At 48.8% G+C, this 14539-nt stretch carries 12 protein-coding genes; 6 read left to right on the forward strand and 6 right to left on the reverse strand.

Translation table 11 applies throughout. From position 1 onward, the window contains the following. Positions 1-105 precede the first annotated feature (105 nt). Positions 106-1347, forward strand: a complete 1242-nt coding sequence (locus ACYVFD_RS18765) for a C1 family peptidase (protein WP_461091950.1) — start codon at positions 106-108, stop codon at positions 1345-1347. Here the strand turns inward: ACYVFD_RS18765 and ACYVFD_RS18770 are convergent, their stop codons facing one another. Next, entirely contained in the window at positions 1348-1530 is a 183-nt protein-coding gene (locus ACYVFD_RS18770) for a hypothetical protein (protein WP_461091951.1), read from the reverse strand. 360 nt (positions 1531-1890) lie between these two features. On the opposite strand from ACYVFD_RS18770, the gene ACYVFD_RS18775 reads away from it, so the two are divergent. The 3 genes from ACYVFD_RS18775 (at position 1891) to ACYVFD_RS18785 (ending at position 6772) form a co-directional block, all read left to right on the forward strand. Continuing rightward, entirely contained in the window at positions 1891-4326 is a 2436-nt protein-coding gene (locus tag ACYVFD_RS18775; RefSeq protein WP_461091952.1) for a C1 family peptidase, read from the forward strand. Positions 4327-4459: 133 nt separating this feature from the next. Then, positions 4460-5317: an alpha/beta fold hydrolase gene (locus tag ACYVFD_RS18780; protein WP_461091953.1), complete on the forward strand. Its 858-nt coding sequence runs from the start codon at positions 4460-4462 to the stop codon at positions 5315-5317. A 264-nt stretch (positions 5318-5581) separates the two neighbouring features. Beyond that, positions 5582-6772 carry a sialidase family protein gene (locus tag ACYVFD_RS18785; RefSeq protein ID WP_461091954.1) on the forward strand — a complete coding sequence of 397 codons (1191 nt, stop codon included), beginning with the start codon at positions 5582-5584 and terminating at the stop codon, positions 6770-6772. Positions 6773-6842: 70 nt separating this feature from the next. On the opposite strand, the gene ACYVFD_RS18790 is transcribed toward ACYVFD_RS18785, so the two are convergent. From ACYVFD_RS18790 to ACYVFD_RS18810, 5 genes are all read right to left on the reverse strand, one after another. After that, positions 6843-8291 carry a Gfo/Idh/MocA family protein gene (locus ACYVFD_RS18790; protein ID WP_461091956.1) on the reverse strand — a complete coding sequence of 483 codons (1449 nt, stop codon included), beginning with the start codon at positions 8289-8291 and terminating at the stop codon, positions 6843-6845. A 189-nt stretch (positions 8292-8480) separates the two neighbouring features. Beyond that, positions 8481-9368, reverse strand: a complete 888-nt coding sequence (locus ACYVFD_RS18795; protein ID WP_461091957.1) for a sugar phosphate isomerase/epimerase family protein — start codon at positions 9366-9368, stop codon at positions 8481-8483. Positions 9369-9475: 107 nt separating this feature from the next. After that, positions 9476-10252: an SDR family NAD(P)-dependent oxidoreductase gene (locus ACYVFD_RS18800; protein ID WP_461091958.1), complete on the reverse strand. Its 777-nt coding sequence runs from the start codon at positions 10250-10252 to the stop codon at positions 9476-9478. Positions 10253-10255: 3 nt separating this feature from the next. After that, positions 10256-11281, reverse strand: coding sequence for a zinc-binding dehydrogenase (locus ACYVFD_RS18805; RefSeq protein ID WP_461091959.1), 1026 nt, complete (start codon positions 11279-11281; stop codon positions 10256-10258). Between the two features lie 103 nt (positions 11282-11384). Continuing rightward, on the reverse strand, positions 11385-12089 hold the full coding sequence (locus tag ACYVFD_RS18810) for an orotidine 5'-phosphate decarboxylase / HUMPS family protein (RefSeq protein WP_461091960.1): 705 nt from the start codon (positions 12087-12089) through the stop codon (positions 11385-11387). 200 nt (positions 12090-12289) lie between these two features. On the opposite strand from ACYVFD_RS18810, the gene ACYVFD_RS18815 reads away from it, so the two are divergent. Together ACYVFD_RS18815 and ACYVFD_RS18820 are read left to right on the forward strand one after the other, a co-directional pair. Next, positions 12290-13597 carry a M20 family metallo-hydrolase gene (locus ACYVFD_RS18815; RefSeq protein WP_461091961.1) on the forward strand — a complete coding sequence of 436 codons (1308 nt, stop codon included), beginning with the start codon at positions 12290-12292 and terminating at the stop codon, positions 13595-13597. A gap of 9 nt (positions 13598-13606) precedes the next feature. Next, complete coding sequence (locus tag ACYVFD_RS18820; RefSeq protein ID WP_461091962.1) at positions 13607-14524, forward strand: esterase-like activity of phytase family protein; 918 nt, start codon at positions 13607-13609, stop codon at positions 14522-14524. The last annotated feature ends 15 nt before the right edge of the window (positions 14525-14539 follow it).

Raw genomic sequence — 14539 nt, forward strand, 5'->3', positions numbered from 1 at the left:
TAGCCCCAACTCAGGGGGCTACGCTGCATCGGCCACAAGTGGACGTGCTTGAGAAGGCGAATATAGGCGAATGGGTCGAATCTTGAAAAAATCATACCGGCTTTTTTGGAATTAAAGACAGTACCACTTAAATGGGAAAATGACCGCAAATGCACCTTTGGCATCGATGCAGGGTCAGCACTCGATTACATCAAACAATACGGTCTGCCGCCTTTCTCGGCATTCCCTGACCCTAACTCCTGCGAACGCCATAGACATGCATCAACTCGAATAGACTCTTCATCCCGAATTGAGGACTACGCAAAATTATTCAATATCACAGACCCAAAAGATGCTAAAGTATTGGCGGCCAAACAAGCCCTGGCCGAAGGAGCACCTATTGTGGTTGGGATCGAAACAACCGGTTCGATGGCCAATCTGTCCTTTGAAAAAACCCTGGTGCCCCGACTGAAATCCTTTGTATCGGAATTGCTCGACAAGGAGGTCAGTTCTGAACCGATGATGGCCTGGGAGCCTTATCAGGCCAATTCGTTGGAATTTGGTCATGCCATGTGTGTAGTTGGCTACGATGATAAAATGCTGGGTAAAGGAGCCTTCAAACTAATAAACAGTTGGGGAAGCTCCTGGGGCGATAAGGGTTATTTCTGGATGTCGTATGACACCTTCGGCAAGTTCGCTAAGTATGGTTATCAGGCATTTCTTCCGCCCGCTACGGCTACTTCCGGCAACCTGCTCGATACCGATCTGAAAATCATGACGGACGTTTTTACCGATAAGGGAGTGCCCTTCACGACGATCTCTACTAACAACGGTCTAATGACCTACGCCCTTACTGAGCCTCAACGAACAGGAACCTCCTTCAAATTCAAAATTGACGTAAAAAAGCAAACGTACCTGTACCTGATTACGGCCAGTGAGTCCGACAGTGCCGTTACGAAGCTGCTTCCGTTGCCCGGTTATAAGATGGTTGTTGCTCCTGGCAATCGACTAATTTATCCTAGTGCGGATCTGAACCTGAAGCTGTCCGGCATTTCCGGACAGGAATACTGGCTATTTCTGCTCTCGGCGACCCCACTCGATATTGATCATTATATTCAGTTACTGAACAGAAGATTATCAAGATTCACAGTTATACAAGACGACTCTTCCGCCGAGCAATACGTTCAGAAACCCATCTCATTAAAAAGCCCATTTCCTGACCGCGTTGCGAATGTCTTCAGGAAAGACCTTGTCCCCACCGAACTGATTCGCTACAAACGGAAGAAAATGGGCTTTTTTGTACAGAATGATCCTAAAGCGCATGGGCGAGTGGTCCCGTTGTTGGTAACCATGAGCCACGTTCCCTGATTACGATTTCTTCGAACGACTATTGACGAAGTAGATAATGGCTGCCAAAACAACCAGGCCAACAACTAGTAGCACTATAGTTGACGATGATTTGCTGCCGCCAGTGTCATTTTTAGGTGGTTGAGCCAGTACAATAGTAGAGGCTGTCAACAACCATACGATGGGTACACCGATTTTTCGCATATGAGAGGAGTTTTGGTGGTTTACTTGACCTAAATGTATGTAAAAAACTCATTTTCAATGAGTACCGGCTTTTATTTATTAATAGAAATGGTCGAATCTAGTTAAAGTGCGCTACAGCCACTTCATTGAACAGCTCTCCACCTGCCTATCCAGCGCCCCTATTTAACCAGTCAACAGACGTGCAACAGGCATGTCAGGTCGGCACTCTCATTTATCAACAACATAGCACACTAAACTAAGTCTGACCAAGGGGCTCATAAACCCGATTTGTACTACACAAAGTACATACGCATCATACGTTTTGAGCTGATTATCAAATAGTTTATACTTGTATATACCTATACCTTCACTCAAAAACCTATGAAAGCTCTTATTGGACTTGCTCTTTTTTTGGGCTGTGTTTCTGGTTTTTCCCAGTCGGCCCCAACACTTCATGTCATTTTCGCCCTGGACCAACGTGACCTCGATATTGGTCGGCTCAATATGGAAAATGATACCCTGATGACAAGGACCATGCGGATTGTTCAGGATCGGCTAAAGTGCCCGATGCAAATTACTCGATTAGCAGACGCTGATTTTACGAGCCAAGGCCTTCGGCAAACCATTGCAGACATTCGGGCAACTACTAACGACATTATCGTTTTATACTATGCTGGATACGGGATTAAATCAAAAAACTATTTTCCTGACTGGCAACTAAATTCAACCGGGGAATCAGCTACTCCGGTCAATCAGGTTGCCGACTGGCTAAGAGCAAAACACGCCTATCTTGGCTTGATCATCGCCGATTGCAATGCCAGAGAGGCATTAGAAAGCCAGCGCTTCTCAACGGTCAACCAACCCGGTGTAAGGCCGAAAGATACCGAAGTCATCAACAGAACCGGCCCGGCCCAATCAGCCACTATGGCTGTCGATCTGACCAGGCAGATCATGAATCAATTGTTTCTTCGCAGTACATGTGGTATCGTCGCAATGGGTACTGCAACCCCATCCGCTATACCTAATCAGTCCGCTTACTTCGTATCCTCTTTTAGTGGTTCAGTTTTTACCTATTCACTACGTAAAGCGCTGCTCGACTTACTTTCTGTCAATGACCCGGCCTTGCTATCGACGGTGTCGTTTCCGGCCCTGCTCAACAAAACCCAGACGAAGATCGAAACGGCTCAGAACAGCCTCAACCGACAACCACCTATTCTGGAAATTCAGTCCTGCTCAACATCTAAACCCGAACGGTTTGTGGCCAATCGCCGACAAATAAAACCAGCGAATTCAACAAAGCTCAATTGGCTGGGACCCGGTCTTAACGTTGATGAAGCCAGCTATAGTCAGCTCCCTCAAAAAGTATCGGTTGTTTCTGGCCATTTATTACCCGATCAGGTTGATTTGTCCAGATACGCCCCTCCCGTGATCAGTCAAGGCGACAAAGGCATTTGCGTGGCCGTCTCAATCGGGTATTATATGCGGTCGATTCTCGAAGCCCAAAGACAAGGTATTACCGACAAAAGCCAAATTCTTAAACAGAGTTTCTCACCCTTCTACCTCTACAATCAGATTAAATCTGCCGACGATCTGGATTGTACGTTTGGTATAGATGCTGGTGACGCGCTGGACTATATTCAGCACCATGGCCTGCCTGCCTTTTCGGATTTCGCAAACCCCAGTCTTTGTCAGCCTATCAACCCCGTTCAAACCCGAAATTCATCGAAAATACTGGATTATGTGAAGCTGTTCAGCATCATGGATGTAAAAGAAGATAAAGTACTGGCGGTGAAACAAACGCTGGCCGAGGCTTCGCCCGTAGTAGTGGGCATACAAACAACCGGCTCCATCCAGACCTTGTCGTTTGTCAAAACCTGGGCCGACCGACTCAGCACATCTGTCCAGACCCTGGCCACAGACAGCGAACAACCAGGTACTAAATTGACACAGAACCAGTCGTCTATCGGCACCTGGTTCAACCGCCTTGGTACATCCATGCAGGCGCTGTTTGTAGGCAGCAGACAATCCGACGCCCGATCGAATGCCTGGCAACCCGACCAGTCGAAAGCGCTTGACTTTGGCCATGCACTCTGCGTAGTAGGCTATGACGACAATATGTTCGGTAAAGGAAAGGGAGCTTTCAAACTGATTAACAGTTGGGGAATTGCCTGGGGTGACAGTGGCTATTTCTGGATGTCATATGAGAATTTTGGCTGTTACACTAAATATGGGTACCAAGCGTACCTGCCACCTACTACTGACGATGCTAACCTTCTGGATACTGATCTGACCATTTCGCAGGGGAGTATTATGAATAACAACCTGCCATTTACAATGACCCACGCCAACAAATTACCTATTTACACCCTTATACAGCCACAACGGGCAGGCGCTTCGTTTAAATTTAAAGTGGATGTAAAAAAGCAAACCTACCTTTATCTGATTACGGCCAGCGAGTCAGACAGTGCGGTTACGAGATTACTCCCTCCCAAGGGCTACAAGATCGTCATTTCCCCTGACAATCAATTGATTTACCCTAGCGACAACAAAGTACTGACTCTTTCTAAAAGCTCCGGCCAGGAATACTGGCTATTCCTTTTTTCGGCATCGCCAATCGATATTGATTCATACATTGAAGAAATGAAAACAATGGAATTTGCATTTCCTGACCGGATTACAAGCGCCTTTGATACCAAGTTGGCTCCTGACCGGTTCATTCGTTACAAGCCGAAAAAAATGGGTTTTTATTTAGAGAATGAGGATGTAACACAGGATAAAGTAGTGCCCTTGTTAGTAACGATAAATCACCTCCCCTGATCATCTCTGATTAATAGGAAGGATATAGACGTCAGTAGGGTAGTCAGCTGAGCAAATACAGAATCGGGTAAATCCTCGCCAGATTTTTTAACTTGCCAGTATTCCGTAAAACGTGCTTGACTGCTCTACTCTCATGAAACAACGTCTCCTCGCTCTGTACCTTTTTTGGGTAATGATACCGGCTTTTGCCCAATCGACCTTACCGCTTGCCTCAACTGGCAACACAGAGTATGGCAACAATCCTAAAGTTGGCAAATACGTCAGCATACGGGGCTTCAGGATGTATTATGAAATTTACGGAACTGGTAAGCCATTGCTGCTCATTCACGGCAACGGCGGGTCGATCAACAATTTCAAAAATCAGATTCCGTACTTCGCCAAAAACTATAAAGTGATCGCGGTTGATAGCCGGGCGCAGGGAAAATCCGTTGACCCCAGCGACTCGCTCACCTACGAAATGATGGCCGACGATTTCAATGCCTTACTCACTAGTCTCCATCTGGATTCATGCTATGTAATCGGCTGGAGCGACGGGGGCATCGATGGGCTTTTGCTCGCCATGCGGCACCCCGAAAAAGTGAAGAAACTGGCAATTACGGGTGCAAACCTATGGCCCGACAGGACCGCTATTGAACCTGATCTTTTTCAGTGGATTGTATCGTCCAACGACAGTCTGGCCCGTGTAGCCCAAACCCCCGAGGTTAAGGCACAAAAGAAGCTACTCAACCTGATGGTGCTGCATCCGCATATTTCAACGACCGATCTGAAGCAGGTGAAGTGCCCTACCCTGGTGATTGGTGGCGATAATGATGTAATCCTGCCCGCCCATACGATGACGATTGCCCAGGCCATACCGCAGGCGTATCTCTGGATTTTGCCCAATTCGGGGCATTCGACCCTGATTCATTATAAGGGACTGTTCAATCAGACCGTAGGTGATTTCTTCAAAACGCCTTATCGCCCCATAAAAGGCATGGCCAAGCTTGACTAACCATCAGCCATTGCCCGTACGAAATGCTCTTTCCCCTAGGCTCTAAAATGACCAAACACACGCTATAATCAATATAAATAACTAACTATCATATAGTTATCTAAGTATTCTCAAATTAATTACCCCTGTTTTTTCAATTACAAATAGTCCGATACTTTCCGAAAAGAGTACACTAACTGACCCGCTGTGTTAAGTCGGGAAGGCATTCCACGCGGTTTTCATATAGACAGTCCCCCCGGCCATTCATTACCCATCGAATCCTACATGAAACAACTAGTCATTCTAATTTTTATTTTCTTAGTCGTTCAAAAACACGCCATAGCCCAGCAGACTAGCCCAGCCATTGTCCGGCAAACCCTCATCTTTCCTGCCCAGAACAAGCATGTACATGGCAGTAGCCTTGTTAGTTTACCCAATGGCGATTTTCTGTCTGTATGGTTTTACGGCAGTGGCGAACGATCGGCCGACGATGTAAAGATTATGGGGGCCCGTTTACGAAAAGGGGAAACCAAGTGGAGCGAGCCATTTTTGATGGCCGACACCCCGAATCTGCCCGACTGTAACCCAGTTGTATTTTTGAATAGTCAGGGGAAACTATTTCTGGTCTGGATTGCCGTAGAAGCCAATCAGTGGGAATATTCCATCCTTCGGTATAAAACCTCTACCGACTATACTAAAAGTGGGCCACCCGTCTGGAACTGGCAGGACAATATTCTGCTTAAACCTGGCGATACGTTTGCCCAGGAAGTTGAGAAAAAATTTAAAGATCTGACCAGAAATACCGCAGGCTGGGGTGGCTATGCGCCTAAATACGACAACATGATTTTCGAAGCCAGTCATAACATCGGCAAACGCTCCATTGGCTGGATGACACGTATCAAACCCCTCCTATTGGACAATGGCCGGATTGTACTCCCCCTTTACTCCGATGGCTTCAACTTTTCGCTCATGGCTATTTCTGACGATGACGGAACTAACTGGAAACCTAGTCTGCCTGTAGTGGGTCGAGGGCCTATTCAGCCTGCACTGGCCCGCCGAAAAGATGGCACACTGGTAGCGCTCATGCGCGACAGTGGCGACGAACCTACCCGCGTTCATTACAGCGAGTCGAAGGATGATGGCGAAAGCTGGACCGCTACCACTAAAACCGACATTCCGAATACGGCCAGTGTAGAGCTACTCGCTCTAAAAGATGGTCGGTGGGCTTTTCTGGGCAACGATATTGATGATGGCCGCTATCGGCTCAGCCTGTACCTATCCGACGACGAGGGCAAAACCTGGAAATGGAAAACTCGTATTGAAGATCACAAGCCAGGGCAGGGAGGGTATTCGTACCCCTGTTTAATTCAAACCGCCGATGGGCTGCTCCACATGACGTATTCGCATCACGATGGCCGTGCTGATGGCAAGTCTATCAAGTACGTTGTCGTTGATCCTAAGCAGATTGGCAATTAACAGAACAAGCCAGTAACCGATAAAGCGCCTGAGATAACGAAAACTCAGGCGCTTTATTGGTTAGCTAATTCTACAATGTCAAGCTCCAGCCATCGCGATAGTCACGCTTCACAAACTGGTTGGCCAGATCGTAATTCGTAATTTTCATATTGGGCGCATCGTAGTACAACTTCTTACGCCCGTTGTACCGCTCTGCCGATCGTTTAGCTGATGGGTTGTCGCGAAGCATCCAGCTACGAAGGGCCAGGTTGCCGATCAAAATGCTTTCTGTAAACGGGGCCGCATACTCAAACGGCGAGCTCGTTACGCCTTTTCCATATCCGGCTATGCAGGCATCTACCCATTGCAGGTAGTGATCTTCATTGGGTACCCTTGGAATGGTTTCGGGAACATTGAGCTGTTGATTGTCTTTTAGAGGCACTAGCCGTGGGTTTGCTCCGTAACAGTCGGCCATCAGTTTTCCTTTCGACCCGATAAACAACACGCCCCCGTCCGAATTACCGAAGCTTTCGCCCGGCAGCAGTTCTTCGGGGAGTTCAGGCAAAATACCACCGTCGTACCAACTCACTTTAATGTTTCCTTTGCTGTCTTTACGGGGATAATCGAGGTGAATAGAGGTTGAGAATGGTGTCCAGCCTGGGTTATCGTCTTGCGGACGAAGGGTAAACGTCCAGGTCCCGGCTACACTGCATTCGACCGAAGTTGGGTAGTCGATGGGCAGAATCCGAAACACAGGGTCCATAATATGGCAGGCCATATCGCCCAGGGCACCCGTTCCGTAAGGCCACCAGCCGCGCCAGTTCCAGGGTAGATAGGCTTCGTTATAGGGCACTTTTTTGGCTGGTCCAAGCCACAGATCAAAATCCAGTTCTTTCGGAACATCATAGGTTTTATCGGTCGGAATAGCCTGCGGCCACACCGGGCGGTTGGTCCAGCAGAGTACTTTATGCACCTCGCCAATACTACCTGAATCGTAAATCTCCTTCATCCGACGAACGCCATTACCCGATCCGCCCTGATTACCCATCTGGGTTATCACCTTATATTTTTTGGCGGCCTGACCCAGAATTCGAGCTTCATAAATGTCGTGGGTAAGTGGTTTTTGCGTGTATACATGCTTACCCAACTGCATAGCAGCCAGCGTTGCCACCGCGTGGGTGTTGTCGGGCGTTGAAATCGAGCAGGCATCAATATGCTTATGCTCTTTCGAGAGCATCTCGCGGAAGTCTTTGTAGTAAGTAGCTTTAGGAAAACGCTTCCGCGAATCAACTGACTGCCGATCATCGACATCACACAGAGCGACTATATTGACGTTGGGACTCGCTGAAAACGAAGCCAGATCGCTTTTACCTTTTCCGCCTGCCCCTATTCCGGCAATATTGAGCTTATCGCTTGGGGCCACGAAACCTTTACCGAGTACATGGCGGGGGACAATAAAAAAGGATGTAGCCGCCAACGATGATGTTTTCAAGAAATCACGACGACTATTTGCCGGGAATGCCGTATTCGTTTCTTCCATAATCTGGTATTAAAGTTAAAGTGTTTAGGAATAGTGAGCGGGACCAGTTTGTCATCGACTCTGTATACATACTGATTTATAGGGTAATCGTACCTCTTATTTTCTGACAGGATTACAGGATAAACACGATTGTTTAGCCAACAAACCATGTCAATCTTGTAAATCCTGTCGGAAAAACTTCTTTACTCGTTATGCGGGCCAGTATTCAGCTATTTTTCGGCGCAGGAAAGCCACACTGCGTTCTAGTTGTGCCATGCCATCGACCCCATCTTCGATACTTATCCAGCCGTCAAAGCCTACGCGTTTCAGTTCCGTAAAAATGGCATCGTAATCGTTAAGCCCTTTGCCAATTTCGCCATGACTCAGCCGTTTGGCGTATCCGGCAGCCCCCCCTTCTTCGCGACGCAGGTCTTCGATGGTTCCTTCGAGCAGATAGCGGTCGCTGGCGTGCATGGTCACCACCCGGTCCGATACCCGATACAACAATTCCAGCGGGTCTTCACCAGCCAGATAGGTATTGCTGGGATCGTAGTTGACGCCAAAGTTTGGATGGTGAATTCGGTCGACAAGCATGCAGAACACATCCATTTTCTGGGCAAATTCGGGGTAGGTCCAGAAGTCGTCTTTGTAGTGATTTTCGAGAATCAGCGTAATTCCCCGCTCCTGCGCATAGGGCAAACAGGCTTCAATACATTCGGCGGCTAAGGCTACGCCTTCTTCAATGGAAAGCCCTGGCCGACGCTGGCCCGACAATACCCGGCAGTATGAACCACCCAGTATATACGTCATCTCGATCCAGCGTTTTTGCTTTTTGACTTCCTCCACCCGAAAAGTCGGATCAGGATGCGTAAAATCGGGTGAGCAGCACATCATCGGAATGACTTTACCTTTAGCTTCTACCTGCTGGCGAAACAGCGGCCAGTTGGCTTCGTCGGCCATTTCCAGAAATCCAGCATACCATTCCAACCCGTCGATTTCTAATTGAGAAGCTAACTCGATCCATTCAGAAACCGTCATGGTTCCGTCTTTGCAGAGCTGCTGCATAAAGGCCTTCGGAAAAGCGGCTAATTGAGGCATATGTTTAATGAGTGATTGAGTGAATGATAGAGTAAGAGAATGAACTGTGAATAGCTAACGCAAAGCTTATCTGCCGGATGGTATTCTGTCATTCTCTCATTCACTCATTAGTTTTTAGGTAAGTTTCGTCCAATAAACGGGAATTGCTCTAGGTCGACAACCTGTCCACTGATTGGACCACTTTCATCGGCCAGCCAATACACGGCTGCCGCTGCCAGCTCACCAGGCATCAACAACCGACCTGCTGGCGAAAGCTCTGCCGGTAGCGATGTATACCAGTCGTCGGGCATTCCCTGCTCGCGTTTTCGTTCAATTTCGCGCTCCGTCAATATCCAGCCAGGATTAATCTGATTGACGCGAACCCCATATTCCCGATGAAGCGAATCGCCCAGATTACGGGTCATGGTCAACAAAGCGCCTTTCGAAATACTGTAGGCCATCAGGCAGGGTTCGCCACTCCAGGCATTTACCGAACCAATATTCAACACGCAGCCCCGTCGTTCGTGCAAATGCGTTAAAGCGGCTTTAATTAACGCAAAAGGAGCCAGTGTATTTACATCCAGCACCTGGCGGAATAAGTTCAGGTCGGTAGTTTCGATGGTCGATGACGGCACCATCGCGGCATTGTTGACAATCGCATCCAGACGCCCAAAGGTTGCCAGTGCCAGATCGACCAGGTGCTGCGGAGCATTTTCAGCGGTAATTTCTTCGATATGCAATACGGCACGATCTGCCCCCAACTCGGCAACCAGAGCCTCGCCCAACTCACGCTCAAGGCCATGCACAACCACCCTGGCTCCCTCGTCCACACAGCGTCGGGCAATGGCTTTACCAATACCCGTGCAACTGCCGGTCACAATCACCACTTTATCCTGTAATCGCATTGCCTACATGGGTTTGAGCACACTTTTAACGACCTCGCCCCGGTGCATTTTTTCAAAGGCTTCGTGCCAGTCGGTAATGTTCCAAACTCCGCCGATAATGGGTTTTACATCCAGTTGGCCACTGGCTAATAAGGTGATCACGCGCTCCCAAATCGGCCAGTTATGGCTGAAGCTCCCCTGAAGGGTAACATTTTTCTGAACCAGCGGATCGAGCGAAAAGCCCAGCGGCTGTGGCCCCCAGCCAACCTTAGTAATATGCCCGTTTGGCCGTACCAGTTGCATAGCAATTTTCAGGGTAGCACTGGCTCCAGCCGCATCAATTATGCAATCAGCTCCAAGGCCATCGGCTTGTTTAGCCCATTCGGAAGCATCGCCGATAATACCCGTACAGCCATACTGCTCGGCAATGGCCAGTCGATGCCGGTCGGCTTCCAGACCCACAACAGCCACATCGGCCCCGCAAAGTTTGGCAACAGCCGCACACAAAATACCAATAGTTCCGGGTCCAAGGACGACGACCCGATCTCCAGGTTTCAGGCGTGTATTTTCGACAACGGCGTTAAACGCCACACAGCAAGGCTCCGTTAAACAAGCCTGCTCAAACGCCAGTTGATCGGGCACATGGTGCAGACAACGAGCCGGAACACGCACGTAGCGCGTCATGGCTCCATTGACCCCGTAGCCAAATCCTTTACGAGTCGGATCAAGATTATAAAGACCACGACGGCTCATCGGATTGGTTGGATCAATGACAGCTGCCGTTTCGCTGACAACCCGATCCCCTTCGCGCCAGCCCGACACGCGGCTACCTAGCTCAACAATGTACCCGCCAAATTCATGACCTAGCACGACAGGGTAGTTTACCGGCCAGCTATGATCGGCAGTCCACTGGTGCAGATCGCTGCCGCAGACGCCTACATTAGCCACTTCAAGCAACACGTCATCTTCGCCAATGGTGGGACGCTCTATTTCACGAATCTCAACGGAGCCTTTCTCCGGAGCATAATTAACAACCGCAGCAGATTTCATATAACAATTCTATTGAATGGATCATATAAAATGAACAGTGCATAATGTAAAATGTATAATGGATTGACGATTAGACACTTATCACCCATTTCCCTTTCATTATTCATTGTCCAACGGCCACATCGCCATAGGCATGAATCTTTTCGCAGATTAGCCGCAGTGAATCTTCGAGATTTCCGTCGGCCGTTTTAAACGCATCCGCATCGATGGTCAGGGGAGCACCCAGCACTACCAGTGGAGCACCGTATTCCGGGCAACGAATGGCTTGTTCGAGACTAAGCCCCCCTACAGCCTGAACCGGTACCCGGACAGCCTGCACAACCTCCCGAAGCTGATCTAATGGACTAGGCATGCGCAATCCCTGGGCGGCAATACCCCGTCGTTCGTCGTAGCCAATGTGGTGAATAATGTAATCGCAGCCCAGATCTTCGAGCCAACGGGCGCCAGCTACCATGTCGGGACACACCATAGTGTCGCCCATCACTTTTACGCCAAAATCCTGCCCTGCCTGGACAACGCACTTGATGGTTTCGGCATGAGCCCGTGCCATAACTACCACATGGGTAGCGCCCGCTTTAGCCATCATTTCGGCTTCCAGATAGCCTCCGTCCATCGTTTTCAGGTCGGCAACGATCGGAATGCCCGGAAATGCTTCGCGTAGTTTGCGTACACCATGCAACCCTTCAGCCAGAATTAAGGGCGTTCCGGCTTCGAGCCAGTCAACACCCGCGCGTAGTGCTAAAGCGGCTGTTTCGAGTGCTTCATCAACATTGGTCAGATCAAGGGAAATTTGAACAATAGGTTTCATGGAGACGTATCAAATAAATCCGCAAAAATTGATTGTTTCGTATTGAGCGAACGGGTATCTTAATCCACAATCGGCTCGTCTATACTACTTTATCCAAAATCATTCGGGCTATTTAACGCATCAACTTTATTCATAACGGCCCGAGTCCGATCACGACGTCTATCCCTAATCAGGATCACGATTACCCAACTGATACAACCATGAATACAGCACATTTACGCGTACAAATTGCCCTACTACTCTTTACGTCTTCCGTTGCATTCGGGCAGGCAGGTTCAATTACTCTCAAAATAAACCCTCAGCGCATTGAAAGTCGGATTGCTGAGCTAGCCAAATTTGGCAGAGACTCACTGGGTAGAGGGTATCGGGTAGCCTACACCAAAGGCGATGTGGAAGGTCGAAACTGGTTCATTGGCCTGATGAAAAAAGCCGGTCTTGAGCCTACGATCGATGCAGCCGGTAATATCATTGGCAAACGTAAAGGCAAAAATGCCGCTCTAAAACCCTTAGCCTTTGGTTCACACATCGATATGGTTCCCGACGGCGGCAATTACGACGGCTGCCTGGGCTCCATTGGTGCGCTGGAAGTCATTGAGATTCTGAATGAACAGCATCTGGTAACGGAGCATCCGCTGGAAGTCATCATTTTTGCCAACGAAGAAGGCGGTACTATAGGCAGTATGGCGATGGCAGGGCATTTGACCGCTAAAGGTTTGCAAGCCGTCACACAGAGCGGCCTTACCGTAGCAAACGGCATCAAAGCCATAGGCGGCAACCCCGAAAATCTACAACAGGTGGTCCGCAAAAAAGGTGATCTAAGTGCCTTTCTGGAACTGCATATTGAGCAGGGTGGCATTTTAGAGAAGGAAAATCTTCAGATTGGTGTGGTCGAGGGAATTGTGGGCATTGAACACTGGGAAGTTACGGTAGAAGGTTTCGCTAATCACGCGGGTACGACGCCCATGAACATGCGGAAAGATGCCCTACTAGCAGCCTCCAAGTTTATCATAGCCGTCAACGAAGTAGTTACCAGCTACGAAGGTCGACAAGTGGGCACTGTTGGGAAAATAGCGGCCCTACCCGGCGCTTACAATGTGATTCCGGGCAAGGTAATTCTGGGGTTGGAACTCCGCGATCTGGACTACGATAAAATCTGGAAATTGTTTAAAGACATTGAGAAGAAAGCATCCGACATTTCTGCGGCAACGGGTACGAAAATCACCTTTACACACCAGCCCAATCCGGCCAAACCAGCGTTGACCGAAAAAGCGATTCAGGATAAGATTGTTACTTCGGCCAAAGCACTGGGTCTTACCTACAAATATCTGCCGAGTGGGGCTGGTCATGATTCACAGGAGATTGCGTTAATCGCACCCGTCGGGATGATTTTCGTTCCGAGCGTTAATGGGATCAGCCACTCACCCAAAGAATTTACCAAAGCGGTCGACATGACAAATGGGGTCAATGTGTTACTGCAAACCATACTGGCCATCGACAAAACCAACTAAACATTCTGAATGAGAATTCTGCTTATACTTGCCTGCTTTCTAACCATCATATCGGCCCCAGGCCAAAGCGTACAGTTTACCTTCGAAGGTGATTCTACCACGATTCCGCATACAATTGACAGTCTGCGAGGCATTTCTGGTCTGGATATAAATCCGGCAACGGGTGAGTGGCATCTGGTTAGTGACCGGGGAAAGCATTTTGTGTTTACGAATATCCGCAGCATTCGCGATCTGGGAGATCCATCCCGCTTATCGGTATCTGAGCCTACCCCCTACTGGTTCGAAAGTATCCGCTACGACAGCCCCAGCAACACCTATTTCTGGACCGACGAACATGAGTTTGTCACCTCACTACTCTATGGAAAATCGGTTCGGGATAGCACGCGGCAACTACTGCTGAAAATACCTTTACCCAGCCCAAACAAAGGACTGGAAGGAATTGCGCTAACCTCAACGGGTGCCTTGTGGGTCGCTCCCGAAGCAGGTTGGGAAGGGCAAACCCGCATGACTCAGGATACGATTACGTTTTTACGATACGCGAATCCTACCACTGCCGATCCGTCAGTTGAGCGCTTTTCGTACCCAATCAACCGGTGTAGCTTTGCCCAGGGAGAGGAACGCGTGGGCGGAATTTCTGAAATAGTGTCTGTTGATGATCTGCGACTGCTGGTACTGGAACGATGTTATGATTCTGTGCAAAAACGGGTAACGGCCAATCTGTATCTGGCCACGCTTAACGAGCAGACACACACGCTCACTAAAGAACTCGCTTTCGATTTCAACCGCCAGTTTCCGGGCAGCGTCTGCAACCTCGAAGCCATGGCCTGGGCCGACGCCCAACACCAAACCCTTGTCATCATCGCCGATGATAATTTTCGACGGAATCAAACCTTACGCAATCAGGTGATTGTGCTGAAACGACGATAGAACTGATACTGGTAG

Source organism: Spirosoma gilvum, from assembly GCF_054776815.1.